Annotated in this window: 41 protein-coding genes; 20 read left to right on the forward strand and 21 right to left on the reverse strand. The window is 62.5% G+C overall.

Annotated elements, in window-relative coordinates:
- Positions 1–44: 44 nt before the first annotated feature.
- Both ACODR6_RS31180 and pcsA read right to left on the reverse strand, forming a co-directional pair.
- On the reverse strand, positions 45–1,025 hold the full coding sequence (locus ACODR6_RS31180; RefSeq protein WP_489026356.1) for a quinone oxidoreductase family protein: 981 nt from the start codon (positions 1,023–1,025) through the stop codon (positions 45–47).
- A gap of 10 nt (positions 1,026–1,035) precedes the next feature.
- Positions 1,036–1,764, reverse strand: coding sequence for a phosphatidylcholine synthase (pcsA, locus tag ACODR6_RS31185; RefSeq protein ID WP_112711833.1), 729 nt, complete (start codon positions 1,762–1,764; stop codon positions 1,036–1,038).
- Positions 1,765–2,010: 246 nt separating this feature from the next.
- On the opposite strand from pcsA, the gene ACODR6_RS31190 reads away from it, so the two are divergent.
- Positions 2,011–2,823 carry a ferredoxin--NADP reductase gene (locus ACODR6_RS31190; RefSeq protein WP_203429983.1) on the forward strand — a complete coding sequence of 271 codons (813 nt, stop codon included), beginning with the start codon at positions 2,011–2,013 and terminating at the stop codon, positions 2,821–2,823.
- Positions 2,824–2,871: 48 nt separating this feature from the next.
- On the opposite strand, the gene ACODR6_RS31195 is transcribed toward ACODR6_RS31190, so the two are convergent.
- The 6 genes from ACODR6_RS31195 to ACODR6_RS31220 form a co-directional block, all read right to left on the reverse strand.
- Positions 2,872–3,486 carry a GntR family transcriptional regulator gene (locus ACODR6_RS31195; protein ID WP_112711831.1) on the reverse strand — a complete coding sequence of 205 codons (615 nt, stop codon included), beginning with the start codon at positions 3,484–3,486 and terminating at the stop codon, positions 2,872–2,874.
- A gap of 104 nt (positions 3,487–3,590) precedes the next feature.
- Positions 3,591–4,799 (reverse strand): ABC transporter permease, encoded by a 1,209-nt coding sequence (locus ACODR6_RS31200; RefSeq protein ID WP_489026359.1) that lies wholly within the window; start codon positions 4,797–4,799, stop codon positions 3,591–3,593.
- On the reverse strand, positions 4,789–5,505 hold the full coding sequence (locus ACODR6_RS31205) for an ABC transporter ATP-binding protein (protein ID WP_489026361.1): 717 nt from the start codon (positions 5,503–5,505) through the stop codon (positions 4,789–4,791). Before ACODR6_RS31205 ends, ACODR6_RS31200 begins: the two co-directional genes overlap by 11 nt.
- 11 nt (positions 5,506–5,516) lie before the next feature.
- On the reverse strand, positions 5,517–6,824 hold the full coding sequence (locus tag ACODR6_RS31210) for an efflux RND transporter periplasmic adaptor subunit (RefSeq protein ID WP_489026363.1): 1,308 nt from the start codon (positions 6,822–6,824) through the stop codon (positions 5,517–5,519).
- 147 nt (positions 6,825–6,971) lie between these two features.
- Positions 6,972–7,349 (reverse strand): GFA family protein, encoded by a 378-nt coding sequence (locus ACODR6_RS31215; RefSeq protein ID WP_489026365.1) that lies wholly within the window; start codon positions 7,347–7,349, stop codon positions 6,972–6,974.
- Positions 7,346–7,558, reverse strand: coding sequence for a hypothetical protein (locus ACODR6_RS31220; protein ID WP_112711825.1), 213 nt, complete (start codon positions 7,556–7,558; stop codon positions 7,346–7,348). Before ACODR6_RS31220 ends, ACODR6_RS31215 begins: the two co-directional genes overlap by 4 nt.
- A 205-nt stretch (positions 7,559–7,763) precedes the next feature.
- Between ACODR6_RS31220 and ACODR6_RS31225 the strand changes: the two genes are divergently transcribed.
- Entirely contained in the window at positions 7,764–8,201 is a 438-nt protein-coding gene (locus tag ACODR6_RS31225) for a hypothetical protein (RefSeq protein WP_112711823.1), read from the forward strand.
- A gap of 360 nt (positions 8,202–8,561) precedes the next feature.
- Here ACODR6_RS31225 and ACODR6_RS31230 read toward each other — a convergent pair whose 3' ends face one another.
- The 12 genes from ACODR6_RS31230 to ACODR6_RS31285 form a co-directional block, all read right to left on the reverse strand.
- Positions 8,562–8,885 carry a hypothetical protein gene (locus ACODR6_RS31230; RefSeq protein ID WP_112711821.1) on the reverse strand — a complete coding sequence of 108 codons (324 nt, stop codon included), beginning with the start codon at positions 8,883–8,885 and terminating at the stop codon, positions 8,562–8,564.
- 151 nt (positions 8,886–9,036) lie between these two features.
- Entirely contained in the window at positions 9,037–9,306 is a 270-nt protein-coding gene (locus ACODR6_RS31235; protein ID WP_112711819.1) for a hypothetical protein, read from the reverse strand.
- 317 nt (positions 9,307–9,623) lie between these two features.
- Positions 9,624–9,836 (reverse strand): hypothetical protein, encoded by a 213-nt coding sequence (locus ACODR6_RS31240; protein WP_489026367.1) that lies wholly within the window; start codon positions 9,834–9,836, stop codon positions 9,624–9,626.
- A complete protein-coding gene (locus ACODR6_RS31245) occupies positions 9,833–10,237 on the reverse strand; it encodes a hypothetical protein (protein WP_489026369.1) in 405 nt (134 codons plus the stop codon). Before ACODR6_RS31245 ends, ACODR6_RS31240 begins: the two co-directional genes overlap by 4 nt.
- Before the next feature lie 105 nt (positions 10,238–10,342).
- Complete coding sequence (locus tag ACODR6_RS31250; RefSeq protein WP_489026371.1) at positions 10,343–10,690, reverse strand: hypothetical protein; 348 nt, start codon at positions 10,688–10,690, stop codon at positions 10,343–10,345.
- Complete coding sequence (locus tag ACODR6_RS31255; RefSeq protein WP_489026373.1) at positions 10,665–10,958, reverse strand: hypothetical protein; 294 nt, start codon at positions 10,956–10,958, stop codon at positions 10,665–10,667. Before ACODR6_RS31255 ends, ACODR6_RS31250 begins: the two co-directional genes overlap by 26 nt.
- Positions 10,959–10,960: 2 nt before the next feature.
- On the reverse strand, positions 10,961–12,160 hold the full coding sequence (locus ACODR6_RS31260; protein ID WP_489026375.1) for a tyrosine-type recombinase/integrase: 1,200 nt from the start codon (positions 12,158–12,160) through the stop codon (positions 10,961–10,963).
- A 138-nt stretch (positions 12,161–12,298) separates the two neighbouring features.
- Positions 12,299–12,553: a hypothetical protein gene (locus ACODR6_RS31265; RefSeq protein ID WP_489026377.1), complete on the reverse strand. Its 255-nt coding sequence runs from the start codon at positions 12,551–12,553 to the stop codon at positions 12,299–12,301.
- Entirely contained in the window at positions 12,540–12,815 is a 276-nt protein-coding gene (locus ACODR6_RS31270) for a hypothetical protein (protein WP_489026379.1), read from the reverse strand. The genes ACODR6_RS31265 and ACODR6_RS31270 overlap by 14 nt, the downstream gene beginning before the upstream one ends.
- On the reverse strand, positions 12,812–13,120 hold the full coding sequence (locus ACODR6_RS31275; protein ID WP_489026381.1) for a hypothetical protein: 309 nt from the start codon (positions 13,118–13,120) through the stop codon (positions 12,812–12,814). The genes ACODR6_RS31270 and ACODR6_RS31275 overlap by 4 nt, the downstream gene beginning before the upstream one ends.
- Positions 13,120–13,455, reverse strand: a complete 336-nt coding sequence (locus ACODR6_RS31280) for a hypothetical protein (protein ID WP_489026383.1) — start codon at positions 13,453–13,455, stop codon at positions 13,120–13,122. Before ACODR6_RS31280 ends, ACODR6_RS31275 begins: the two co-directional genes overlap by 1 nt.
- Positions 13,452–13,742: a hypothetical protein gene (locus ACODR6_RS31285; protein WP_489026385.1), complete on the reverse strand. Its 291-nt coding sequence runs from the start codon at positions 13,740–13,742 to the stop codon at positions 13,452–13,454. Before ACODR6_RS31285 ends, ACODR6_RS31280 begins: the two co-directional genes overlap by 4 nt.
- Positions 13,743–13,942: 200 nt before the next feature.
- On the opposite strand from ACODR6_RS31285, the gene ACODR6_RS31290 reads away from it, so the two are divergent.
- Complete coding sequence (locus ACODR6_RS31290) at positions 13,943–14,296, forward strand: hypothetical protein (RefSeq protein ID WP_489026387.1); 354 nt, start codon at positions 13,943–13,945, stop codon at positions 14,294–14,296.
- Here the strand turns inward: ACODR6_RS31290 and ACODR6_RS31295 are convergent.
- Positions 14,271–14,933 carry a helix-turn-helix domain-containing protein gene (locus tag ACODR6_RS31295; protein WP_489026389.1) on the reverse strand — a complete coding sequence of 221 codons (663 nt, stop codon included), beginning with the start codon at positions 14,931–14,933 and terminating at the stop codon, positions 14,271–14,273. The genes ACODR6_RS31290 and ACODR6_RS31295 overlap by 26 nt on opposite strands.
- A 59-nt stretch (positions 14,934–14,992) precedes the next feature.
- On the opposite strand from ACODR6_RS31295, the gene ACODR6_RS31300 reads away from it, so the two are divergent.
- From ACODR6_RS31300 to ACODR6_RS31380, 17 genes are all read left to right on the forward strand, one after another.
- Positions 14,993–15,193 (forward strand): helix-turn-helix domain-containing protein, encoded by a 201-nt coding sequence (locus ACODR6_RS31300; protein ID WP_489026391.1) that lies wholly within the window; start codon positions 14,993–14,995, stop codon positions 15,191–15,193.
- Entirely contained in the window at positions 15,190–15,606 is a 417-nt protein-coding gene (locus tag ACODR6_RS31305) for a hypothetical protein (protein WP_489026393.1), read from the forward strand. The genes ACODR6_RS31300 and ACODR6_RS31305 overlap by 4 nt, the downstream gene beginning before the upstream one ends.
- Positions 15,603–15,785: a hypothetical protein gene (locus tag ACODR6_RS31310; protein WP_489026395.1), complete on the forward strand. Its 183-nt coding sequence runs from the start codon at positions 15,603–15,605 to the stop codon at positions 15,783–15,785. The genes ACODR6_RS31305 and ACODR6_RS31310 overlap by 4 nt, the downstream gene beginning before the upstream one ends.
- Positions 15,782–16,021 (forward strand): hypothetical protein, encoded by a 240-nt coding sequence (locus ACODR6_RS31315; RefSeq protein WP_489026397.1) that lies wholly within the window; start codon positions 15,782–15,784, stop codon positions 16,019–16,021. Before ACODR6_RS31310 ends, ACODR6_RS31315 begins: the two co-directional genes overlap by 4 nt.
- Positions 16,018–16,311, forward strand: a complete 294-nt coding sequence (locus ACODR6_RS31320; protein WP_148195120.1) for a hypothetical protein — start codon at positions 16,018–16,020, stop codon at positions 16,309–16,311. Before ACODR6_RS31315 ends, ACODR6_RS31320 begins: the two co-directional genes overlap by 4 nt.
- A complete protein-coding gene (locus ACODR6_RS31325; protein WP_489026399.1) occupies positions 16,311–16,787 on the forward strand; it encodes a DUF2829 domain-containing protein in 477 nt (158 codons plus the stop codon). The genes ACODR6_RS31320 and ACODR6_RS31325 overlap by 1 nt, the downstream gene beginning before the upstream one ends.
- Positions 16,787–17,302: a hypothetical protein gene (locus tag ACODR6_RS31330; protein WP_489026401.1), complete on the forward strand. Its 516-nt coding sequence runs from the start codon at positions 16,787–16,789 to the stop codon at positions 17,300–17,302. The genes ACODR6_RS31325 and ACODR6_RS31330 overlap by 1 nt, the downstream gene beginning before the upstream one ends.
- 76 nt (positions 17,303–17,378) lie before the next feature.
- Positions 17,379–17,630, forward strand: coding sequence for a hypothetical protein (locus ACODR6_RS31335; protein ID WP_489026403.1), 252 nt, complete (start codon positions 17,379–17,381; stop codon positions 17,628–17,630).
- Positions 17,623–17,898, forward strand: coding sequence for a hypothetical protein (locus tag ACODR6_RS31340; RefSeq protein WP_148195118.1), 276 nt, complete (start codon positions 17,623–17,625; stop codon positions 17,896–17,898). The genes ACODR6_RS31335 and ACODR6_RS31340 overlap by 8 nt, the downstream gene beginning before the upstream one ends.
- Before the next feature lie 2 nt (positions 17,899–17,900).
- Entirely contained in the window at positions 17,901–18,218 is a 318-nt protein-coding gene (locus ACODR6_RS31345; protein WP_489026405.1) for a DUF3850 domain-containing protein, read from the forward strand.
- Positions 18,211–18,699, forward strand: coding sequence for a hypothetical protein (locus tag ACODR6_RS31350; protein ID WP_489026407.1), 489 nt, complete (start codon positions 18,211–18,213; stop codon positions 18,697–18,699). Before ACODR6_RS31345 ends, ACODR6_RS31350 begins: the two co-directional genes overlap by 8 nt.
- Positions 18,696–18,953, forward strand: a complete 258-nt coding sequence (locus ACODR6_RS31355; protein ID WP_489026409.1) for a hypothetical protein — start codon at positions 18,696–18,698, stop codon at positions 18,951–18,953. The genes ACODR6_RS31350 and ACODR6_RS31355 overlap by 4 nt, the downstream gene beginning before the upstream one ends.
- Positions 18,953–19,243 carry a hypothetical protein gene (locus tag ACODR6_RS31360; protein ID WP_489026411.1) on the forward strand — a complete coding sequence of 97 codons (291 nt, stop codon included), beginning with the start codon at positions 18,953–18,955 and terminating at the stop codon, positions 19,241–19,243. The genes ACODR6_RS31355 and ACODR6_RS31360 overlap by 1 nt, the downstream gene beginning before the upstream one ends.
- Entirely contained in the window at positions 19,240–20,316 is a 1,077-nt protein-coding gene (locus ACODR6_RS31365; RefSeq protein ID WP_489026413.1) for a DUF7146 domain-containing protein, read from the forward strand. The genes ACODR6_RS31360 and ACODR6_RS31365 overlap by 4 nt, the downstream gene beginning before the upstream one ends.
- Positions 20,307–21,245, forward strand: a complete 939-nt coding sequence (locus ACODR6_RS31370; RefSeq protein WP_489026415.1) for a hypothetical protein — start codon at positions 20,307–20,309, stop codon at positions 21,243–21,245. Before ACODR6_RS31365 ends, ACODR6_RS31370 begins: the two co-directional genes overlap by 10 nt.
- 117 nt (positions 21,246–21,362) lie before the next feature.
- Positions 21,363–23,183, forward strand: coding sequence for a hypothetical protein (locus ACODR6_RS31375; RefSeq protein ID WP_489026417.1), 1,821 nt, complete (start codon positions 21,363–21,365; stop codon positions 23,181–23,183).
- Between the two features lie 409 nt (positions 23,184–23,592).
- Positions 23,593–24,183, forward strand: coding sequence for a hypothetical protein (locus ACODR6_RS31380; RefSeq protein WP_489026418.1), 591 nt, complete (start codon positions 23,593–23,595; stop codon positions 24,181–24,183).
- Positions 24,184–24,336: the final 153 nt, after the last annotated feature.

The raw sequence follows: 24,336 nt of genomic DNA on the forward strand, positions 1-24,336 counted from the left end.
TCCCCTCATTTCTCTCTGCCGATCCGTCCTTTTTCACGGAATCTCTATGGGATCAGCAGCGTAGTTCCAGTCGTTTTTCTTGCTTCCAGATCCGTGTGAGCCCGTCCCACCTCACGTAGCGGATATGTTTGATTGATATTGATACGCACTTTGTTGCTCAGCACAACAGCAAATAGCGCGTTTGCACAATCCTTAAGCTCTTGCGGTGTCGCAATATAGCTGAAGAGCGTCGGCCGGGTGGCGAAGAGCGAGCCGCGCTGGGCGAGTGCGGCAAGCGTGAAATTCTCAATGCCGCCAGAGGATTGACCGAAGGAGGCGAAGAGACCGCGCGGTTTCAGGCAGTCGAGCGAGTGCGGGAAGGTGTCGCGGCCGATGGAGTCATAGACGACATCGACGCCCTTGCCGCCGGTGATTTCCTTCACCCTTTCGACGAAGTTTTCGGTCCTGTAGTTGATGACGTGATCGTAACCGTGCTCGAGCGCCAGCTTGACCTTGTCGTCCGATCCCGCCGTACCGATGACGGTAGCGCCGAGCGCCCTCGCCCACTGACCGGCGATCAGGCCGACGCCGCCGGCAGCGGCGTGGAACAGCAGAACCGTTTCCGGCCCGACCTTCAAGGTGCGGTTCAGCAGATACTCGGCCGTCATGCCCTTCAGCATCATCGCGGCCGCGGTTTCGAGACTGATGCCGTCAGGCACCTTGACCAGATGCTTGGTGTCGATGTTGCGCTCGACGCTATAGGCGCCATCGGCGCTGGCATAGGCAACCCGGTCGCCGACGGCAAAGCCGGTCACGCCCGGGCCGACAGCGGTGATGGTGCCGGAGGCTTCCTTGCCGGTGACGAAGGGCAGATGCGGCGCCTTGTAGGTGCCGTCGCGGAAATAGACGTCGATGAAGTTCAGGCCGATCGCAGCATGTTTCAGCTGCACCTCGCCGGCGCCGGGCGGCGGCAGATCGACATCCACATAGTCAAGAACCTCCGGGCCGCCATTGCGGGTGAATGCGACTGCCTGCGTCTTTGCCATTGCGCCTGTCCTATTCGCTCTTTCCAAGCGCCGGGAAGAACTGCAGCACGGCGCCGATGCAGTAGAGATAGATACCGCTGATGATGAAGAGGACAACCGCCCAATGCGGCATGTCGAAATGCATCAGCAGCGAATAGATGCCGAGCGCCGACCAGAGGAAGAAGACGCCGAGATTGAGCGGCCGCAGGCGCTTGACGCGGACCGGATGCAGGAAATTGATCGGCAGGAACGTCAGGAATACCGAGACCGTGACGACGATCATCGCGGTCATGGCGCTCGCATCCATGACGAAGAGCGTGAAGACGATCATGTTCCAAACGACGGGGAAGCCCGAGAAGAAGTATTCCTCGGTCTTCATGCCCATATCGGCATAATAGATGGCGCTCGAGACGACGATCATGCCGGCCGCGGCAAAGGACCAGGGCTCGCCGATCATGCCGCTCTGATAGAGCGCGAAGGCCGGAAGCAGCACGTAGGTGACATAGTCGATGATGTTGTCGAGCGTGTCGCCCGACCAGTTCGGCAGCACTTCCTTGACCCGCACCTTACGGGCGATCGGGCCGTCGATGCCGTCGACGAGGAGTGCCAGGCCCAGCCACCAGAACATGTCGATGAAACGATGCTCTGCGGCGGCCACAACGCCGAGGAAGGCCAGAAAGGAGCCGGAAGCCGTCAGAATATGGACGGAAAAGGCGCGCATCTCCGCGTAGGGTACGCGCTTGTAATTGAAAATCTTCATGTTTCCCCGTAGCGCCTGCCGCCCCCTGATACTCCCGGGCGCGTTTTGGCCCTAATATGCATCCTTTGCCCCGCTCCGCCAGATCAAAAGCGAAAAGAGCCCACAGAGCATTGAATCATGAGAATGACATGCATATTTCGCAGCTGACACGCGGCAGAGAATGGATTGCCTTTAATTTGCGGTGGTTTTGTAATATCAGCCTCGCAATAGAACTTTCGTGCGATGAATACGGGATCCCATACCGAAATGAACGCCCCTGCAAAGACCGAAGATTTCGCCTCCTCCATTCCGGCAAACGTCTATGCCGAAACGGTGCTGAGCGTGACCCATTATACCGACCGGCTCTTCCGCTTCACGATGACCCGGCCGCAGGGCTTCCGTTTCCGCTCGGGCGAGTTCGCGATGATCGGCCTGATGGTCGAGGGCAAGCCGGTATTCCGCGCCTATTCGATCGCCAGCCCGGCCTGGGCCGAAGAGCTCGAATTCTTCTCGATCAAGGTTCCGGATGGCCCGCTGACCTCACATCTGCAGGGCATCAAGCCTGGCGACCAGGTGCTGATGCGCAAAAAGCCGACCGGCACGCTGGTCCTCGACGCGCTGACCCCCGGCAAGCGCCTCTACATGTTCTCGACCGGCACCGGCATAGCACCCTTCGCCAGCCTGATCCGCGATCCCGAGACCTATGAGAAGTTCGAGGAAGTCATCCTCACCCATACGACGCGTGACGTTGCCGAACTGAAATACGGCTTCGACCTCGTTGACGAAATCCGCAACGACGAGCTGCTCGCCGAAATCGTCGGCGACAAGCTGCGCCACTATGCGACCGTGACCCGCGAGGATTTCGAGCGCACCGGCCGTATTACCGACCTCATCGAGTCCGGGAAGCTGTTCACCGATCTCGGCATCCCGCCGATCGATCCGGCGATCGACCGCGGCATGATCTGCGGCTCCTCGGCCATGCTGAAGGACACCAAGGAACTGCTCGAAAAGGCGGGCCTGGAAGAAGGCGCCAACAGCAAGCCGGCCGAGTTCGTCATCGAACGCGCCTTTGTAGGCTGATCGTTCCAGACAATCTGATTGCAAACGGCTCCGGAAACGGGGCCGTTTTCATTTCTGGCTGAGATAGTCGATGAGTACGGTCATCGTGTCACGGGCGGCGTCGGTGCGTCCCTCGCGGATCGCCTCGATCGTTGCGACATGCAGCGCGATCGAGCGCTCCATGCGGGACGGGTTGGCGGTCGAGTACCAGATGCGGCGCGAATGGGTCTGCACCGGGCCGAGCGCCGCGGTGATGAACTGGTTGGGACAGGCCTCCTCCAGCACTTCGTCGAACGCCTTGTCGGCAGCGAAGAAGGCAGCAAGATCGCCGCTATCGGCGCAGGCCCGCATGGCGTTCTCGCAGCCGGCCAGCGCCTCGCGCTGATCCTCGTTCGCGTGCTCGGCAACGAGGGCCGCGGCAATCGGCTCCAGCTCGCGGCGCACCTGCATGACGCTGGCGTGGTCGTCAGGGCCGATCTCGGCAATCTGCAGGCCGACGCGTGGGCGCACGATGATCAGGCCCTGCCAGGCGAGCTTCTGGATCGCCTCGCGCACCGGCGTGCGGCCGTGCCCGGTCATGTCGATCAGCTGGCGCTCCGTCACCATGGCACCGGGCTTCACAGCGAGCGTGACGATCGCGTGCTCAAGCGCCAGGTAGGATTGGTGACTTTGCGAGTTCTGCATTCGGTGATCCGCCGCAACTTACTGATATATCATCCCTTACACGCATCCGGCGCAATGGCAAGGTTGGGTGTAGGGATGACATATCAAAGAGCGGTGACTTCAGGTCACTCGTGACGCAGTGCCTCGATCGGGTTCAGCTGGGCAGCACGCCGGGCCGGAAAATAGCCGAAGATCATGCCGATCGCAGCCGAGAAGGCGAAGGCGACGCCGATCATCAGCGGGCTGACGACGAAGGGCACCTTCAGCAGCGTCACCGAAACGAAACCGATCCCCATGCCGAGCATGATACCGGTAATGCCGCCGAACAAGGACAGCGCCACCGCCTCGACGAGGAACTGCATGAGGACCTGCGTCTCCAGCGCGCCGATCGCCAGGCGGATACCGATCTCGCGGGTTCGCTCGGTCACCGATACCAGCATGATGTTCATGATGCCGATGCCGCCGACGAGCAGACTGATGGCGGCGACGGCGCCGAGCAGGCCGGTCAGCAGCGTCGTCGTTCCGGTCATCGCTTCGGCGATCTGTGTCATGTCGTTGACGTTGAAATCGTCCTCGCGGCCTGGAATGATCTTGCGGCGCTCGCGCAGCAGGTTTTCGGTCTCGTCCTGGATCTTGGAGGTCTCGACACCATCGCGCGCCGAGATGACGATCATCTGCACATTCGCATTGGCCTTGCCGCCGATACGGCGCTGATAGACCTTCACCGGCATGATCACCACGTCGTCCTGGTCATTACCCATGCCCGACTGACCGCGCTTGGCGAGAACGCCGATGACGCTGCAGGAAACCTTGCCGACGCGGATCTGCTGGCCGGTCGGGTCGGCGCCGCCGAAAAGCTGCGAGCGCACGGTCTCGCCGAGGATACAGCGCGCCCTGCCCCGTTCCTCGGCGGCATCGAAAGTACGGCCGAGCGCCATGTCCCAATCCTGGGCGATGAAATAGTCGTTGGTCGTGCCCATCACGCTCGTCGAATGGCTCTGGCCGCCATAGATGACCGTCGCCGTCGTCTGGTTGAGCGGCGCGACAGCGCGCAGGCCACTCACCTGATCTCTGATGGCATCGACATCCTTGACGGTGAAGCGCCGGGCCTCGGTGCTGGCGCGGCCGGGGCCGAACTGGCCTGGCCGGGCAAAGAGCATGTTGGTGCCGAGCCGGGAGAGCTCGGCCGATACCTGCGCCGTCGTGCCATTGCCGATCGTCACCAACGCGATGACGGCTGCAACGCCGATGACGACGCCGAGCACGGTCAGAAACGAGCGCAGCATGTTGCGGGTGATGGCGCGCAGCGCGAGCTTCAGCGTCTCAAGAAACATGGCTCGCCTCCTGCCTATGCGCCACTTCGGCTTCCAGCTTGCCATCGACGAAGCGCAGCAGGCGCTGGGCATACCCGGCAATATCGGGCTCGTGGGTGACCATGACGATGGTGATCCCCTGCTCCCGGTTCAGACGCGTCATCAGATCCATGATCTCGATGCTGGTCCTGGTATCGAGATTGCCCGTCGGCTCGTCGGCGAGCAGCAGTGCCGGTTCGGTGACGATGGCGCGGGCGATTGCGACGCGCTGCTGCTGGCCACCGGAGAGCTCCTGCGTCTTGTGATGTTCGCGGCCCGACAGGCCGACGAGCTTCAACGCTTCGCGGGCGCGCTTGTGGCGCTCTGCGGCATGCATGCCGCGATAGATCAGCGGCAGCTCGACATTTTCGAGCGCCGAGGTGCGCGACAGAAGATTGAAGCCCTGGAAGACGAAGCCCAGCATGTGGCGGCGCAGCAGCGTCAGCTGGCTGCGATCGAACCCGTGCGTCGAGATGCCCTGGAAGACATAGTCGCCCGAAGTCGGCACATCGAGGCAGCCGAGAATGTTCATCGCCGTCGACTTGCCGGAACCCGAGGGACCCATGATCGCGACGAATTCATGCGTGGCGATCGCCATATCGACGTGATCGAGGGCACGGATCGCCGCCTCGCCCTCGCCGTAGATCTTCGACACCTGCCGGAATTCCAGAAGCGGCGGAGTGCTCATCATCCGCCCGCCTATCGTGTCCTGGCGGTGGCGTCGGTCACGAGCGCATCGCCGTCCTTGATCTCACCCAACGTCACCTGCGTGAACTGGCCATCCGACGAGCCCACCTGGATGACGAGCGGAACCTGGCGTTCGCCGCGCAGTACCCAGACACGGCGCTTGTTGCCGGTCAGTGCTTCGCCACCGGCGCCCGATCGCGGTCCCATGCGGGGCGGACGGAAGAGACCGAAAATACCGCGGTTGCGGCCGGCGCCCGTTTCTGGCGGCGCATAGCGCAGCGCCGCATTCGGCACCATCAGCGTGTCCTTGACGGCCTCGACGGTGACGTCGGCTGTCGCCGTCATGCCCGGGCGCAGCAGCAGGTCCGCGTTATCGACAGAAAGGACGGCCTTGTAGGTAACGACGTTGTTGGTCGTCTCCGAGGCAAAGCGGATCTGCTCGATCTCGGCGGGGAACGTGCGGTCCGGATAGGCGTCGACGGTGAAGGTCGCCTTCTGGCCGACGGCGATCTGGCCGACATCGGCCTCATCGACATCGACCTGCAGCTCCATCTTCTTCAGGTCTCCGCCGATGACGAACAGAACCGGTGCGGAGAGCGACGCGGCAACGGTTGCGCCCGGATCGACCGAACGCGTCAGGATGACGCCATCGATCGGCGAGACGATCTTCGCCTTGGCGAGATTGACTTCCGCCAGCTGCAGATCGGCTTCCGACGATAGCACGTCGGCTTCATTGATCTCTTTGGTGGCGACGGCGGAATCGAACTTGTAGCTCGCGTCGTCGAGGCTCTGGCGCGTCGTGACGTTGCTCTGCACGAGGTTTTTGACGCGATCCAGCGAGGTGCGCGCCGATTCGAGATCGGCACCGGCCTTGGTGACATTGGCTTTCGCGGAAGCGAGCTTGGCGCGCGAGCTCTTGACGTCGGCTTCCAGCTTGTTGGTGTCGAGGACGGCAAGCACGTCGCCCGCCTTGACGGTGCTGTTATAGTCGACATTGACGTCGCGCACCGTGCCGGAAAGCTCGCTCGAAATATCGACCTGCTCCGTCGGCTGCACCGAACCGGTGGCTGTGACGAGCACCGTCAGGTCGCCGCGCTTCACCGGCTGGGTCGTATAGCTGTATTCGTTGCCGCCGCGGCCGGAATAGTAATAGGCCGCGCCGCCACCGATGATGACGATCGCCGCGGCTGCAAGCAGTCTCCCTCGCCAGCGGCCGGATTTGCGGCGCTTGCCGGATGCGGCGAGAACGGCCGCGAGATCGTTTTCGGCATGCTTGGCGGGCGATGTCTTCGGGCCGGTTCCAGTTTCGGAATCGCTCATAAAATCCTCAAACAGAGATATGGGAGCACCTGCTCCGTTCATCCCTAGATAGTCACAGGGTAGATGAACCGGAGATTAGCGATAGCGCCGCATTGGCACGGAAAGCGGGCATTGTGCAATTAAATCTTGGTAATAAAACTCCGCTTTTCAAACCGGATCGCCCGGAAACTGGTCCGCGCCGGCGACAGGATGCAGCCAGCGCTCGCGCCTGATGATCCAGACCTCCTGTGCCGGCTCGATACCAACAGGAGGACCATCGAGCGAGCCGAGACGCAGCTCGGCTTTCTCATCCGTCAGGCAAAATAAGCGACCGCCGCAATGCGGACAGAAGCTGCGCCCGGCAAACATGGAGACGGTACCGGCATAAGTCAGGGCGGCGCGCGGCCATATCGCATAGGCGGAGAACAGCGAGCCGCTTTCCTTGCGGCAATCGGCACAATGGCAAAGACCGGATTTCAGAGGCTCGCCCCGGATCTCGTAGCGGACGGCGCCGCAGAGACAGCCGCCGCTACGCAGCGCGCTCACATGCCGAGGCCGGGCGTCGGCTGCGGCGGCCTGCGCTTTGCCGCCATCAGCAAGTCGAGCTCCGTGGCTGAGGGACCGAACTTGTCGAACAGCCGCTTCGCCTCGTCATCGTCGAGGCGGTATTTGCGCGCGAACTCGCCGATGCTGTAGGGCCGTCCGCGGATCACCTTGTGGGATGAGGTCTTGCTGTCAGTCGTATGTCCGGTCATCGAAAGAGCCCTCCTGCGCGCTGCATTTACAATCTAGGGCGGCGGCCGATCATGGAAAGGCCAGCGGAAAAACGTGAAACAGAATGCAACCTGAAAGTAATCATGGAAATATACTTATAGTTGGTGAGATAAATTGCCGCGTTGACTGAGAATTTCATCCGGTCCGATAGTTTACGGGCACACGGTACAATCGGAGGATGGACCAATGCTCAATCGTGCACTTCTGCTTACCTCGCTTGCTTTTCTCGGCGCCACGGCCTTCATGGCAACACCGGCCTCGGCGCTGACAATGAAAGAATGCAGCGCCAAGTATAAGTCCGCGCAGGCGGACGGCTCGGCAAAAGGCGTGAAGTGGAACGACTTCCGCAAGGCTCAATGCGGCGCTGACGCAACCGCCGAGCCCGACGTTTCTCTCAACACCAATGAAGAGCCCGAAAAGCCGACAGTGGCTGCCCCCTCGGGCGTGAAATTCCCGACGGCAATCTCGACGAAATATGCCAGCGAAAAGCCCGGCAAGGCCCGCATGCATACCTGCGTCGATGCCTACAACGAAGACAAGGCCAACAATTCGCTTGGCGGCCTGAAGTGGATCCAGAAGGGCGGCGGCTATTACAGCCTCTGCAATGCCAAGCTCAAGGGTTGATGGCGGACTAGGAGCCGGTGCCTCGCCGAAGCTAGCGGCGGGGCATCCCCAAATCTCGCGATATGCGATAGCTTAGGCTTCGATCATATTAAGGCCATCCGCAAGTGCGATGGCGGTCGCACCCGGAACATGACGGCTGCCGATGAACGGCCCGTCCAACGAGGGGTCAGGCCATGTGGGATATCATCACAATCGTCGCAATCTTCAGCGTATTGTTCCTCGGCCGCGAGGCCCAGACCATTGTCGCCAAGGCACGGGCATCCAACTGGAACGACTTTCCGCGGCGCTGAACGGCAATAATCGACGGCAAACAAAAAGCGCGCTCAACGGCGCGCTTTTTCATTTGCGGCTCGTCCGGCCTTAGCGGCAGACGCGAACGCTTTCCATATGCCAGCCGCCATCATAGGCGTTGGCCACCTGGCGGTCCTCGAACCAGCAACGCGGCGGCGGAGGTGGCGGCGGCTCGACATAACGCGGGCCGTTGTTGACAAGGGCTCCGCCGATCATGCCGCCGATGACGCCGGCAGCGAGGCCGCCGGCAATGGCTGCGCCGGTATTGTCGTGATAGTGGCGATCATAATGCCGCCGATGGCGCCAGTCGTCCGCGGCTGCGTTGTCCGTCACTGCAATCAGGCAGCTCGCACCAATCACCGCCGCCAAGATCGAACTCGTTATCTTCTTCATCGTCTCTCCAGTCGAGCTTCCGCGCTTCGCGCTGTGGCACTCAAACATCGAAACAATGGCATCATTGCGATTAATCCCGCATTAACGACGCCGTCCCACAGACATGACAAAGCCCCGGCGCGAACCGGGGCTCTTCCTCAGTCACGGGCGATTACCAGCGTGAATAGCTGCAGACGCGCTTCTTGGCGAAGACCACACGGCCGTGGCGATGGTAGCGCACGGTCCTCACACTGCAGTGGCGGCGCGCGTGATGGCGCGAGCGGTAGTGATGGCGGCGCCAGTCGTTATGGTGACTGCGGTTCCAGCGATCCCCATGATGACTATCCCCGATCGTCACCGTGACACTGTCGGCCATGGAGGGCGTGGCACTCGCGGTGATAGAGGCGAGACCGATGAAACAGGCAACAAGAAGCTTCTTCACTATATTCTCCGCATATTGAGCCGGATACTGATCCGGGCATGACATCATTCAGTCGATGCCAGCTAACGCGGTGGAAATGTGATTGTTCCGCAAAAGGCGGAATGCGGCGGGCGCTAAGCCTTGGAAAAGGCGGGGGAATGCCGATTCGAGTTGGCAGAGACAGGCAACGGGAACAGTCTTTGCCGGTTGCTCAAATCGGAAAATCACTGGGAGAAAGTGGTGAGAGCGTCGGGGTTCGAACCCGAGACCTACTGATTAAAAGTTACTGGTCACCATAGCAAAAACAGTCACTTAGTTAGCCCGCTCCGTGGAACTCGTCAGCTTCCTGCAGGTTTCGTCAGGTTGCGCGTCGCCGCCTCGCGGTGGTCGAGCCAGGCGCCGATCGTCAGCGGCACAAGGTAATTGTCGCGCTCCACGAGCTCGTCGAGCAAGCCCATCAGGCCGAGGCAAAGCTGGCGATTGTTGCATTCGGTGGCATCGATCGCAGCGACCAGGCGCTCGCGCAATGTGACTTCCGGTGTCCGGATCATAGTGGTTCTCCTTCGAGTTCTAGGTCGCTCTTGAAGCGCTCGTCGATGTAGGCCTGCAGGTCGGGCAGATCGTGCTCGCGGATCTCGGCACAGAAGGCGACGATGGTTTCATCAACGTCGCCGTAGAGGATCTCGATCTCCTGCAGGAGCTTGCCGATGTCGCTCACCCTCGTGGTGGCGAACTTGTGAACGTTCTTCGGGGTATGACGGTTGAGCCTGCGCCAGCCTGGCTGACGCTCAAGACCGCGCTTGCGCCGCCACCCCGACGCTGTCGGCCGGCCGAGCAGCATGGCGGGGTTGAGCGACTGGCGGCTCGCGATCGTCGCGGCGCCGCAATTGCAGAAGTCCTCGGCGGCGCCCATTCGGAAGCAGGGGCAGAACTCGTCATGGTCGGCCATCATCGCGCCCGCCCCTGCTCTTCCACATGCCGCTGTCGTAGTAGGCGCCCGGATCCTCGTCGCCTTGTATTTTTGCCCATAGCCGGCGCAGCCACCGCTTGATCGCTTTCACTGGCGCGCCTCCGCGACCTGGTCGAGGGACTTCCTGAATTCACTGCGCCGCTGCGCTGCAGCGCGAAGGATGTCGCCGGCCGTGATCTTCACAGACTTTCCGCTCCTGGTGTTCATAACGACCAGGTCGGTTCCGTAGCCGTGGCGAACAACGGCGCCGGACTGAATGAACTCGCCGCGCATCCATTCAACCGCCGAGCCTGGCGGGTATAGCCGGCGCAGCTTCTGCTCAAGCTGCAGCTGCGCTTCCTGGTGCTCATCATAGGCTGCGCGCAGGAGCGCCGGCCGGGCGTCCTGCTGGCGCTGTCTGCGTTCACGCTCAATTGCGACTTGCGTCTCGTTCACTTGCTGTCTCCTCATCATCGGGGCGAAAAATTAAACGCTCGCTTGGCGGCGCCAGCGCCGGCCTGTCGAATGCCCGGCCTTCCTGGCCGCGGAGCTGCTGCGCCAAGTCTCTATGATCGCGAATGACTTCCATGCCGACGGTCATCACGTCGCGATCGCCGTGGCACTTGGCGACAATCTTCCAGGAATGATCGACCGGGTCGTGCTCGATGATCGTCTGATCGACGAGCTTGTCGCAAAGGCAGCAGCGGATCTTGAGGCCGTGCATGATCACACCGCGAGGTCGATCGGCGCGCCGCTGTCGACCCAGTCGACGAGCTTGCCAATCGCCGTGGTCGCCATTTCGGGATGGATCGCCAGATAGTGTTTCAGGATTTCGGTCGCAGTCTTCAGGCTGTGGCCGGTGATCGCGCAGATCTCGGGGATGGTGGCGCCGGCGAGCGCCAGCCAGGTGACGGCCGTGGCGCGCAGATCCTTCTCCATGATGGTGGCGCAGCTCGCCAGCTTCTTGGCCGCCTCGTAGCGGATCTCGGAGAAGATTGCCCGGTAGGTGTAGTGGTTCCACCGCTCCCAGGTGTTCTCGTTAAGATGAACGTATTCGCTCTTGACGTTGGCGAGCTCGCGCCGGCGATAGCCTTCCAGGATCCGGGCGAGGTACGGCTTGGCAACGGGCGGATTGATGATCGCGCCGGTCTTCTCCTGGCGAACGATGAAGCGGCCGTTGCGGATCGCGCTTCTCAGCAGGTCGAGCCGGTCGGCCTGGCGCTGGCCGGTCCAGACGCCGCAAAAGAGCATGTCGGCCGCATCGATGCGCTTCACCTTCTTCTCGGCGGCCCACACCAGCATGTTGAATTCCTGCGGCGTGATAAAGCGGGCGCGAGGATCCGGCGTCTCCATGTCGAGATCGCGGGCAGGATTGACGGGGATCTTCACCTTGCCGCGTTTCATCGCCCATTTGATCGCCCGCCCGAGTGCGCCCATGGCGCCCTTGGCCGTCGACACGCCGCGCTCTTCGAGCAGCTCTTCGTAGAGCCCGTAGCAGATCTGATAATCCAGCGACGAAACCTCGCTGGCCCAAAGGTCCGGATCGTGCTTGCCGATGACCTCGATCTTCTGCCGGTAGTCCTTCAGCGTCTTCGGCGACTTCAGCTTCAGGCGAGGATTAGCGAGCCAGTCTTCGGCGAGCTGCGAAACCGGATAGGTGCCCTTGGGCTTGACGGGAGCAATGACGATCGCGCCGGCGGCCACGCCTACCTGCTTGCCGTTCCCGGCGGCGATCTGGTCCTGGGCTTCTCTCATCTTCTGGAAATTGTTGGACCAGTCGACGGCTTCGCCCTGGGTAAGCCAGCGGCCGTCGGGGTGCTTGAGGTCGCGGGCCTTGTATCCGAGCAGCTGCAGGCCCTTGCCGGGCTTGAAGCGCGGGCGGCCGTCGCGCCACTCTACGTATTTGATGGAAACTTTGCTGTTCATGTCATCCTCAAAAAGAACGGCCCGGCAGTCACGCGAAACAAAGACTGCCGGGCCGGAGGTCCGCTGGCCTGGGGTGCGGCTATGCGGACAGGAGCGAGCGCGCCGGAGGTACAGGGGTGGCGCGCGCCCGCTCGAAGGTCAGGCGAACTCGCCGCGCATCAGCTGGAAGACATCGAGGCGGGTCTTGCGGCCCTCCTGCTCGCTCACCAGGCAGGCGGCCTCGTAGATCAGCGAGGTGCGGCTGAGCTGCACTTCGGTGTGAAAGCGCACGAGACTTTCGACCTCGTCGATCGCGGCGCCGAACTCGCGCGCCTCGGCGACCAGGCGCTCGATCAGCTTGTCCTGCTTTTCCGCCTCGGCCTCGATCTCGCTCAGGATCCTACGCGCTTCCATGCGGATCCTCCTGCAGCTTGGCGAGGGCGACCTGGCCGGCCGCCGTCAAGGCGAACTCGCGGCCGCGCATCGTGACCAGGCCCTGCGCCGCCAGGCCGGTCAGGACCGACGACGAAAAGCGCTTGTTGCCGATCTCGACATTGCCGGCAGGCGTGACGCGCTGGTGGCGAAAGAAGGCGATCGCGCCGAGCGCGGTCTGCTGCGGCTTCGAAAGCGACTTGCGCGGGTTGCTGACTGCGGGATTGTCGGCGAGTGACGTCATGCCGCGTCCTCCTCGTCCATCTCCATCATCTCTGCGTCGCTCTCCATCAGACTCGCGGCTGTCTCGCCGGCGAGGGTGCAGGGCGTGCGGCAAATGATGTGGCCGTCGTCATCGATGGCGAACTCGGCGCCGCACTCGTAGCGGATCGACGCCAGGTCGTCCGACGAGTGAAGATAGCCTTCGGTGCTTTCCCGGCCGGGGAAAATCTCCTCGGACCAGAACTGCTCGCATCCAGAAGAGCTGCACTGGGGGCAATCACCCTGGGCTTTGAGCCGCTCGGCGCGGCATTGCAGCATCGACTTCATCACAGGCCCACCTTCCTGCGCTCGACGATCTCGCGGTAGCAGCGCTCGGCGTTCGAGATGTAGCGCGCGTCGACGGCGGCCTTGATCAGGTCGGCGACCGTGCCGAAGCCGGCCGGCTTCATGAAGTTGGCGAGCGCGGCCGAGTGGGTCGCGACCATGACGTTGGTGATGGCGAGAATGATATCAGGCGCGGACGATCCGCGATCGACCTCGTCCTGCATCCAGTCCGCAAATTCCTTCGTCCACTTGGAGGCGGCGCAGCGCCCCTCGATGCGGATCGCCGGATTGTCCGACGTCAGGGCGTCGGAAAGCCCGAAATGTGCGACCTCGCTCATGCGCCGCGCCCTCCCGCATACCGCTGATGAAGGCGGCGGTTTTCGTTGGCGACGACAGCGGCCAGGCCGACGGGCGGGGATGGCTGTTCGACCTGGTCGGGCATGACCTGCTGGCCCTCGAACCAGGCTTCCATCGCCCGGCGCGGCCAGCACCAGGTGCTCGGGACCTTGCGGGGCATTCCGTGCTGCTGGTGCATGCGCAGCCAGTTGCGCATGAGCCATGACGGCTTCCGGCCGAGAGCTGTTGCCAGCTCCTCGATCGGAACGAGTTTATCTTGCAAAGGCATGTTTCGCGTCTCCTGCCGTGCAAATCAGTTGCTACAGGTCCACGATATTCACCGATTTCACTTTTAATCAAGAACGAATTCATGAATTCATGGAAATAGGTGAATTGCTATATGCTGATACGGTGTATCAGTTCACAATTTTCCCCACTTCAACTTCACCTTGCCCTGTTGCAGACATGTGGAAAGGGAGAAGTTGTGAAATGGGTCGATTCTTTGGGAATATGCTTGGAGGTGCCGCCTCTGTCGGCGCCTTCCTCCTAGCGATAGCAGTCGCAGGGTTTTATCTGGTCGCGTTCTTCAACGGCGCAAAGCTTTGGTTCGGCTGGGAGGGACTATGGGTCGGCATTCTAGGGCCGGTCGTCATGGTGTTTCTCGGCCCGCTGGGGACGATCTTCATCGCTGCAGTCGGCGGATATGGCGCCTACTACGGTTGGCACTGGCACTGGTTGCTGTGCCTGATCGTTTTCTTTCCTGGAATAGCCGGCCTGGTCGGTTATGCGCTGATGGCAGCCGTGGGTGCCCTCTTCTCTACGCGGCGACGCGACGTTCCCTAAAGGACGCGATAACTACTCCACGAACTACGACGCGATCGTTATCGATTAGCAGCGGCTTTATCAGCGAGCGGTCGAGCGTTGAGGCCACGAGGAACGGATCCTCAAAGATCCGGAAGACCGTCTCGGCTTTGCCATTGCGATCATAGACCTGGGCGCACACGATATCTCCGGCCTGAGGCCGACCATTGAGATCGACCATCAGCACGTCGCCCGGCAGGTAGCCGGCCGCCTCTAGGCACCGCGAGCGCAAGATCCACGGATCGACGCCGTTCTGGTCGCCGCGTAAAGCCTTCACCGCCCCATCGACGACCTCTAAGGGTTCGGCCTCATAGCGGGCGCTTTCGGTCTCTGCCAAGCCTCGCGGCTTCGCGTGAAGAGCGTTTTCGTATGCCTTGATGCCTGTCGCCTCTTCGATCAGCATGATCGTAGAGGGTTCGAGCTGCGCCCTGTTGTCAGGATCGTTTCGGAATTTCGCAAAAGTAGAAGGGTTGATGTGGGTTCGGCGCGACAGCTCCGCCACCTTCCATCCCTTCGCTCGAAGGATGAAATCCAACCAATCTAACTGTTTTCTACGAACATTTTCCACAACGCAAAACATATGGTGGAGGAAGTCACTAAGAAATTCTGCAATGGTCACTTGACGAATTCACGCAAATCACTCTTTTCATGAAATTAGTGACAAGGAAAGAGTGTGCTATGCAGCTTACCTGGAAAATTGTTGACGAGTGGCGCGAAGAGCGTGGCATGCCTCGATCCGAGCTCGCCAGGCGCGCCGGAATTCCCGAGCGGACAATCTATTCCGGCCTGCGCAAAGACGCTCGCCTGCAGGCAGCTACGACCGCCGTTATCCGTTCCGTTTTCCCGGAAAAGTTCGAGCAAGAGGGAAAGCGGCAATGATTTCCCACCTCAACCGCCTGCTCAACGCTCTCGGCAACCTCATCCTCGGCGGACCGGCCCCGAAGCGGCGCAAGCCGCGCATTGCCCTCCCCGAGGTCCTGACCTGCCCGGTGCTTTTCGCCAACGGCCGCGACGACGACACGGAAGGCGTCAAAGCGTTCTACGAAGGGCGGCCGGTCATGTTCCGCGGCGAGATGATCACCGGCGGCGATCGCAGCCTGGTCAATCTCAATCTCGCCTTCTCCGTCGCTGCAATCCATGTCGTCGTCGATGGCCGGCCCTATGGCTGGTTGGGCTACCCGCAGCTGATCGGCCATCCCGGCCTGAAGTCCGTCACCATCGATGTCCGCCACAAGTTCAAGCGGAAGATCCGCGGCGGAAGAATGATGTTCAACATGCCGGTGCAGCCATGAAGCAGCGCGGCCTCATTTTCCCGAACGACGAGCAGGCCGGCTACGTGCTTGAGCTCTGGCAGTCCAAGAAGTTCGACACGTTCGACATTCACCGCATGCTGCGCCTGCCGGAGCCGGTCGTCTGCAGGACGATCCAGGCGGCCCGCGACGTCGTCTACCTCGAAAGGATCGGCGCATGACCTCCCGCTTCGATGTCGCGTCATCACTCTCGTGGACCTGGGACGGCGACGACCTGTCGGCGCCGGTCGAGCATTTCATCGCGATCGCCCGGGCGCCGTCGCTGACGAAGGATGCGCTTTCGATCGGCTGGCTTGAGGGCGACCTGGTCGAAGACGGCAGCGGGCTGCGCGGCACGCTGAGGCTCTCGGACGCCGGGCGCCAGGCCGTGCTCAATTTCAGGAGCATCAGCCGATGAAATCACGCGCCCTCGCCTCCTGCCGCAAGCTCGGCGATCCGGAAGGCTCGATCGAGGACAACACGGCCGTCCACCAGGCGCTGCTCGACCAGCTCAATGCCGCGGCGCTGGCCGACGGCTGGCCGGGCTCGGCCGTCACCCAATACGTGATCATCGACGATCACGTCAGCATAACCGTCGTGCCAGGTCCTGCGTTGGCGACGGTCGAAGATATCCGCAAGGCCTGGAAGCATTTTCGCCAGGCGCAGCTCGCGGAGAACGACAACCGCAAGAATGGGAAGCTGATCTGATGACGCAAGATTACTATGGCACCAAGCGGGTGCGAGCATGGCCGGAAGTGCGTGTCGTCGATGTCGACGGGGAGCAGCGACCGAGGGATGGTTACGCCGTCGTCTACGCTGACGGATATCGGTCCTGGTCGCCGGAAGATGTGTTCGAGGCGGCTTATCAGCCGATCTCCGCAATGAGCTTCGGGCATGCCATTCAGGCCATGAAAGACGGTCACCGTGTTCGCCGCGCCGGCTGGAATGGCAAGGGTATGTTCATCGTTCTGATGCCGCCGCTTTATCTTCCACCGTTCAACACTCAGGACACCAGCAGGAAGGTCAACGACCGGACAGCAAAGTGGATCGGCGAAGACGCACCGCTCGATTGCCAGCCATACTTCGCCATGTACACCGCCGCCATGCAGTGGCAGCCGGGTTGGCTTGCATCTCAGGCGGACATGCTCGCCGACGATTGGGCGATCGTCGAGGAGGCGCGCTGATGGCCTTTCAAGAAGTCGACCTTACGCTCGTCGAGACAAAGAGCGCGACTGGGACAGGCGTCAGTGCCGGTCTTACGAAGATGCAGTCCGCGAAAGCGAAACTTCGCCTGATGTTTCACGGGCATGTTTTCGACGATCTCGGCCTGTCGACCAGTGATCGCTTTGTGCTGCTTGTCGGCTCGGATGCGGACGCCGGCAAGATCCGCGTGCAGAAGAACCTGTCGAAAGGCAAGGCGCAGTTCACGCGGCGGGCGTTCCCAGGCAAGGCGGGCAAGGTCGGCTACCAGCTGAACCTCGGCCATCGCCCGGAATTCGTCGATCGTGCGGCGAGCGCGACGCCTTGCACCTGGCGCCGCGTCGATGCCGTGACGGTCGAGATCGATCTTCCGGCCTGGGCGAGCGAAAAGAAAGCAGCCGTTCCGGCTGGCACCTCGTCGATCCCCGCGCCGTCGCCATCCGCGCAGCAGCAGCGCCGCGAAACACAGGAACGGCGCGCCAGGCTCGGCGTCCGCTAGCAGCGCCTACCCCGCGCCGGGCTTTGTCCGTTGTGCCCGGCGCGGGCCCCTCTCCCCGTATCACCTGAGAATTTGAATGAAGCAGCGGACACCATACCGGCCGGACCAGGGGCAAGCGCTGTCGCGTATCGAGGCGACGCGCATCCGGCTGAAGATCACCCAGGAGGATTTGGCCGAGAGCGCCGATCTCTCCGTCCGCACCTATCGCCGCATGCTCCGATCCGGGCTTGGCTTTTCCCGCCATATCCGGGCGCTGCGCTTTGCGCTGCGCACCATCGAGGCCAAGCGCCGATCGGCGGAAAAGATGTTTGAGGGGCAAAATGGCTGAGTTGAGGATCGTGCGCCGCGCCGCGGCCGTCGCACTGAAGGGCATACGCTTCGGCCTGGCGGCCAGCGAGCTGCGCCAGGGCGATCGGCGCGCCGTCGAGATCTACCTGCTGGTGACCGTCTGCGGGATCTCGCAGCCGCTCGCGGCCGAGGTCTGCGGCTGCACCAAGCAGAACGTCTCCAAGCTTCTGCGCGCGGTCGAGGACCGGCGCGACGACACCCACTTCGACACGGCGCTGGGCCGTCTCGAGACAGCGATCGGAGTTTGATCATGGCAACCACGCATCACCTGAAATGCGCCGCTCCCTATTTCGACGCGATCGAGCGCGGCGATAAGACATTCGAGATCCGCAAGAACGACCGCGCCTTCCAGGCCGGCGATACGCTGATCCTGGAACGCGTCGACGAGGCGGACGCGAGGGTCGTTCCCTGGGGCCAGAACCGGCAGCTCGGCGTGCGCGTGACCTTCGTGCTACCAGGCGGCCAGTTCGGCCTTGAGCCTGGTCACTGCGTCATGGCGATCACCTTTGCCCCCACGATGTCAAAGTCCGATCAGATGGCGGCAATCCTGGGAGGCGAGCATGTCTGATCGCCCCGCATCGCCCCCCGCACACGCTGCAGCGACTATTGAGACGCTCGATGCCTATCGGCGAGCCGTTCGAGAGGTTGTGCTCGATTACCTGTCCTCGTGTGGCGCACTGCCGGACGCTCCCGCTATAGCCGACCAGGTCGCGTCTGGGGCCGTCAGATCTGTGGAGCAGCTGCGCCACTGCAGCGAGACAGGCGAAGTCCCGACAACCCAATCGGGAATGAGGCAATATCCCAAAGATCTGACGGAAGACCTTCGCGACGTCCTTTCCATGATGATGTGGAATACAGGACCAATCGCCCATGTTCTTCGGGCTGGTGGCGCAGATATCCCGAGCAAAGGCGAACTCGAACAGGCGTTTGTCCTACATTGGCTGACACTGCTCGTGCTCGAACATGGTTCTACTTGGCGAGAAGTGGCCCAGGCAGAGATCAAGCGGATCCGTACCGCCCTCGCCGCCTCAGAGGCGGTCAAGCCATGATCGGCGCGTTCAGCAGCTTCAGCGGTTTCCGGATCTTCGAGCAGCCGCACATGGTCGTTTATGCCGGCGAGGATTGGTCAAAGGTTCGCTCGCCAGGCCGCGCGCGCCGCCGGCGGAAAAAGCACCGGCAAAATATCGTAGCGCTCTACAAGCCGTCGCCTGAGTTCCTCGTCGATGAGCGCGCCAACATCATCCATTGCCATCCGGCCATGGCCGCAAGACTGCGCGCGGCGATCGCAGCGAGGGCCGGCTGATGGGCGATCGCAACGATTTCCGTTACCCGAGTCTGCCCTCGCCCATCAACCTAATGGCGTTTCAGGACGGCAGCGACCAGGCGCGGCAGGAGCTGCTAGCCGAGAAAGCCGCCGCTGAGAGGCAGGCGATCCTTGCTGAGGCCTATCGTCAGATGCCGCCGGATCTTCGTGCGCGCGCCAAGGAATGGGGCGTGTCGACGCTGATGGAGGCCGTCTGGCTGAATGGCTGGGATTGCGGCTACCGGCAGTCCCTTCGGGACGCTGCCGATATTGCGAGCTCCAAAGAATGAGCCGGTTCTCCGTCGCCAAGGAATACGTGCTGCGCGATCTCGAAAGCATCATCGCCGAGCTGCTGCACGGAAAGACGAAGCACAAGCGGACATCACTCTGGAACGTTGCCAATCCCTACCGGCCGAAGTCGAAGCCGGAGCAGATGTGTGTCTGGCTCAAGGGCGCCCGTCGCGGCGCCTGGCGTGATTTCGCCGGGACCGACCAGGGCGACGCAATCGACCTGGTCGCGTTCGGGCTAACGGGCGCCGTCACGCCCGACACCCGCATGACGGCGCTCGAATGGATCGAGGACCGCTACCAGCTGAAAGACATGAGCCCGCAGCGCCGGCGCGCCGTCGAGGCCGAGGGCGCCAGCCGACGCGCGGCAACCGAGGCGAAAGAGGCTGAAGACAGCAAGAAGCGGCGCGATCGCGCCCGCAAGTTCTTTCATTCCTGCGTGCCGATCGAGGGGACACTTGCCGAGGTCTATCTGGCATCGCGCGGGATCATCCTCGCCGAGGTGCCGAACCTCGGCCGGGCGCTGCGCTTCCATCCGGAGTGCGAATACTGGATGGACGATGCCCGCCCTCGCCTGCCGGCGATGATCGCGGCCATGGTCGACCAGGACGGCAAGATCGGCGCCTGCCACTACACGTTCCTGAAGCCTGACGGATCCGGCAAGGCCGATGTCGAGAAGGCAAAGCTGATGTTCCCTGAGACAACCGGCCTGGTCATCCGCCTGACCGATGGCCCTTCCGGCCTGCCTGCCGATCGCGCGGCCGCCGAGAAAGTCACCGGCCCGGCCGGCCTCGTCGAAGGCATCGAAGACGGCCTGTCGGCCGGCCAGCGCGTGCCTGATCTTCGCATGTGGTCCTGCGGCTCGCTGGCAGGGTTCCTGTCGGCGCCGGACCACGCCTGCATCTCCTCGTTCCTCGTCTTCAAGGACAACGACTGGGGCAAGCGCCAGGCACAGAAATTGTTCGGGCGCTCCGTCGCCCGGCTCAAGGGCTTCCGAAAGCCGGTCGAGGTCATCTCGATGCCGGCCGACTGGGGGAAGGACGTCAACGATGCAGATAGGAGCAATTGGCAATGACCAGCATCAAAGAGATAGATCCGGTGGATTTCGCGGGCGGCGTCGCCCACGTCGCTGCCGCGCAGCTTTTCAGCTTCCTGAGCACCACGCAGAACATGGAGGGCCTGACGGCCGTCAACTGGTTCTGCGGCGGCTCTAACGAGACCGATGACCTGCAGCGGTCGGTCACCCAGTTTGCCGACTACGCGGTGCGCGCCAACGCCGGCGGCGAGCAACTGTGGCGCTGGGGCAATATTCAGGGACACGTCACCCAGGACATTCCCGACAGCGGCAGCTTCGACGAACTCGCGCTGCCCTACCGCTTCGCCTTCTCGCTGTTTGCCGAGATCTCGAAGATCGCGCACCGCCAGATCGACCAGCTGCAGCTTGAGATCCGCCGCGCCGAGGCGGCCAAGGAAGCGGCCGCCAACGTGCCGGCGCTGAAGCTCGAAGACAGCATCTTCGAGGAGCAGGACGGCCTCGGCGACATGGAGCCGCACCAGGCGCAGTTCCTCAAGGACCAGGCGGCGCTCGACCAGGCTGCCGCCGATCGCGCTGCAGCGGCCGCGGCCGAGGCGGAGCAGCAGGCCCTGTCGGCGGGATCCGCCGGCGACGAGGCGGACGACGATCGGCCGGAAGCAATCGTGCTCGGCCAGCAGCAGGAAGAGGGCCATGAAGAAGAAACTGCAGATCAGGGACAGGAAGAAGGCGGCGAGGACCGCCCGGATGCGTCGGCACAGGGCGATGTTTCTGACCTGGCTGATGGAGACGCCGGAAGCGTGGACAAGCCCGCTGGCGACGCGCCTGGTGAAGCTGCAGAAGATGCGGCGCCGGCACAGGACGCAGCTGACGCGGCAGGTGGCGACGACGATGGCGACGCATCGGGCAGCGTGAGCGACGACGCGGAGCCTGAAAAAGCCGCGACGGGCAAATCAGCAAAACGAAATTGACCGGTCAAAAGTCAACCGGAAGGCGGGTTTCGGCCCGTTTTCCGGCTACGGGGAAAAATATTTTTGATGTCGCAGGAAAATGAACGAGGCGCGAGCAAAGTGGGCGGCTTTGTCTCGATGTCGGTACAGAAGACGAAACTGGCGGAGCGGCGCCAGGCGCCCGACTATCCGACGCCTGGCAACCCCTGGAACGGGATCAAGCCGGGCGAGTGGTACAAGAACGCGCCGCTCGACGAGACGGGCTTCCTGCCGGACGACTGCCCGGTGCGGCCGCTCGGCTATGACGGCGAAAGTTTCTACTTCCTCGATACGATGGGCCAGGTGTTCAACACCGGCGACGGGTCGCTCGGCGTCGAGCGGATCCAGAAGCTCTTTGCCGGTCACGAGGATTTTCTCTACTGGGCCTGGCCGGCCAAGGAAGCCAAGCGGATGATCGCCGATCCGACCTTCAAGAGCGAACGTGTCAGGCGCGATCTCTACGCTGCCTGCCGCGATCGCGGCGCCTGGACGCAATCCGATACGGTGCGCGGCCGTGGCGCCTGGCGCGACCTGGAAGGCAACCTAATCCTGCATTGCGGCGATCACCTGTTCATCAACGGCGAGATCGAGGACACCGGCGAGCACGGCGATTTCATCTACCCGAGGCGCCCGCCATCGCTGGCGCCCTGGGGGCAGCCGGTGCCGCCCGAGGCCAACCCGGCCGTCGAGATCTTCGAGCTGCTGCGCACCTGGAATTTCTCGCGCGGCGATACCGACGCCATGTTCCTGCTCGGCTGGATCGGCGTGGCGATGCTCGGCGGCGCGCTCGACTGGCGCCCCTCGATCTTTGCCGTCGGCGATGCCGGTACCGGCAAGTCGGAGCTCTTCGGCAAGCACGGCCTGCTGCGCGCCATCCTCGGCCGCATGATGATCTCGACGACGAATGCCAGCGAAGCCGGCCTCTACCAGCTGGTCGGCCACGACAGCCTGCCGATCGCCATCGACGAGCTCGAAGGCGACGACAGTCACGACCAGGCGCAGAAGATCATCAAGATGGCGCGCGACGCGGCCTCGGGCTCCGTGCGTATTCGCGGCGGCCAAAACCACAAGGGCGTCGACTTTCAGGCGCAGTCGACCTTCAGCTTTTCGGGCATCAACCCGCCGCCCATTCCTCCTGCGAACCTGACGCGCCTGGTCATCATCGAAATGCTGCCGCTGAAGCCATCGAGCAACAAGAGCCCGGTGTTGAAGGCAGCCGAGACGGTCGGCCCTCGCCTGCTCAAGATCCTGCTCGATAGCTGGTCGGACCTGAAGGCGCGCCTCGACGAGTATTACGCCATCTTGCGCGATGCCGGCCACGGCAGCCGCGGGCAGAAGACCTTCGGCACATTCCTCGCCATGGCGCACACGATGCTCGGCCAGGCAGGGCTTGAGAAGCTCGGCCTGCCACACGAGACGTCCGAGGGCGGCTTCGCGGTATGGGGCCAGCGCCTGGCGCCGGACATGCTGCCGGAGCTCGAAGGCGTCGAGCCGGAGTGGAAGAAGTGCCTCGACATGATCCTGACCAGCGTCATCGATGTCCATACCGGCGGGGGCAAGCGAACGGTCGCCCAGGAGCTGCAGCGGCTGAAGGTGGATCCGGAAGCGACGTTCAACGGCGTGCGCGAGCGGCTGAACGCGATCGACCTCGGCCTGCGGGGCTCGGCCGACGCCGGGCTCGTCCTGGTCGTGCCGAACGCATCGCAGACGCTCGGCAAGGCGCTGATCAATACGCCCTATGGCGATCTCGGCGGCAATGGCTCGTGGCGCTGGGCGCTGCGACGAGGGCCGCCTGAGATCATCCTGAAAGAAATCGACCTTGGCGAAGGCAAGATGGGCAATCGCGTCACCGTCGCCGGCGCCCAGCGGCGGTGCATCTTCGTGAACCTTAAGGAATACAAGGATTGGCTCAAGAAGTGATGGCCGCAACCTGCGGCAGCACCGGACCGCCTTTTTGCGTCTTTTTGTGCGGAAGAACCCTAACCCCGACCCTCGGCTTCGCAGGAAACTGCGTGGTTGACGGTTTTTGCCTTGTTGTAGCGTAGCCCTAGGCGTGTGCTGGCCGACCGGCTTCTGTCTAAACTGTCTAATCAGTGTCTAGTGTAACGATGACACTCAAGCCTTTGATTTCATTATCGAAGCAACACCGATTAGACAGTTTAGACACTTAGACACCCAAAACCCTCACGTAGCGCATGCGGTCACGCATATACACGAGGTTACGCGGTGTCTAACTGTCTAATGTGTCTAATTATATACCTATGTATATGAATAGATTGAATAAAACAGGTTAGACAGTTGCTAGACAGCAGCTAGACAGCGGGATTTCATGAGCGGCAATAAAGAAATCGAGGATAATGCTGGATCGGGGCACGATTGGCGCTCCGATGCGGCCGAGGCGCTGCGGCGCAACGATCCGGAGAAAGCCGAGAAGCGCGGCCGTGGGCGGCCGAAGGGCTCGATGAACCGCAAGACGCAGGACTTCGCCGCCTGGTACGAGGCGCAGGGGCTGAAGGATCCGCTGCAGCTGCAGGCCGAGTTCATGTCGGCCGACCCGGTCGGCATCCAAGCGTTCCTCATCGAGCACGAGCGGACCTACAAGGCGATCGGCAAGCAGGTCGGCCTGGCCGTGCCGTCGCTCGGCGAGATCGTGAAAGAGCAGCTGGCCTGCGCTCGCGACCTGGCGCCGTATCTGCATGGCAAGGCGCCGGCGCGCGACGATCCAGGCGACGAGCGCCTGCCGTTCCTGGTCATCAACGCGGGCACCAACCAGATCGCCCAGGGCATGATCGTGGCGCAGCAGAAGGGCTTGTCGGTCGGCCGCATGCTCGATGTCACTCCTAGCAATATCAATGACTTAGCTGCCATCGAGCGCGATAGTTCCACGGCCACCAGTTCCACGGATGGAAATGAGCAATGATTACAGTAGGTTACGCGATTGCCCGACTGACCAAAGATCAGTTGCATAAGCTACCCCTAATGGAGGGGGACCGGCCATTTTGGAGCGATCGACCTGGTCGCGGTGGCGCCGCCGCCACCCGCCATGCGCCCGCCGCATGCCTCACGCCGGGGG

It is taken from the genome of Rhizobium sp. FG96 (assembly GCF_057808655.1).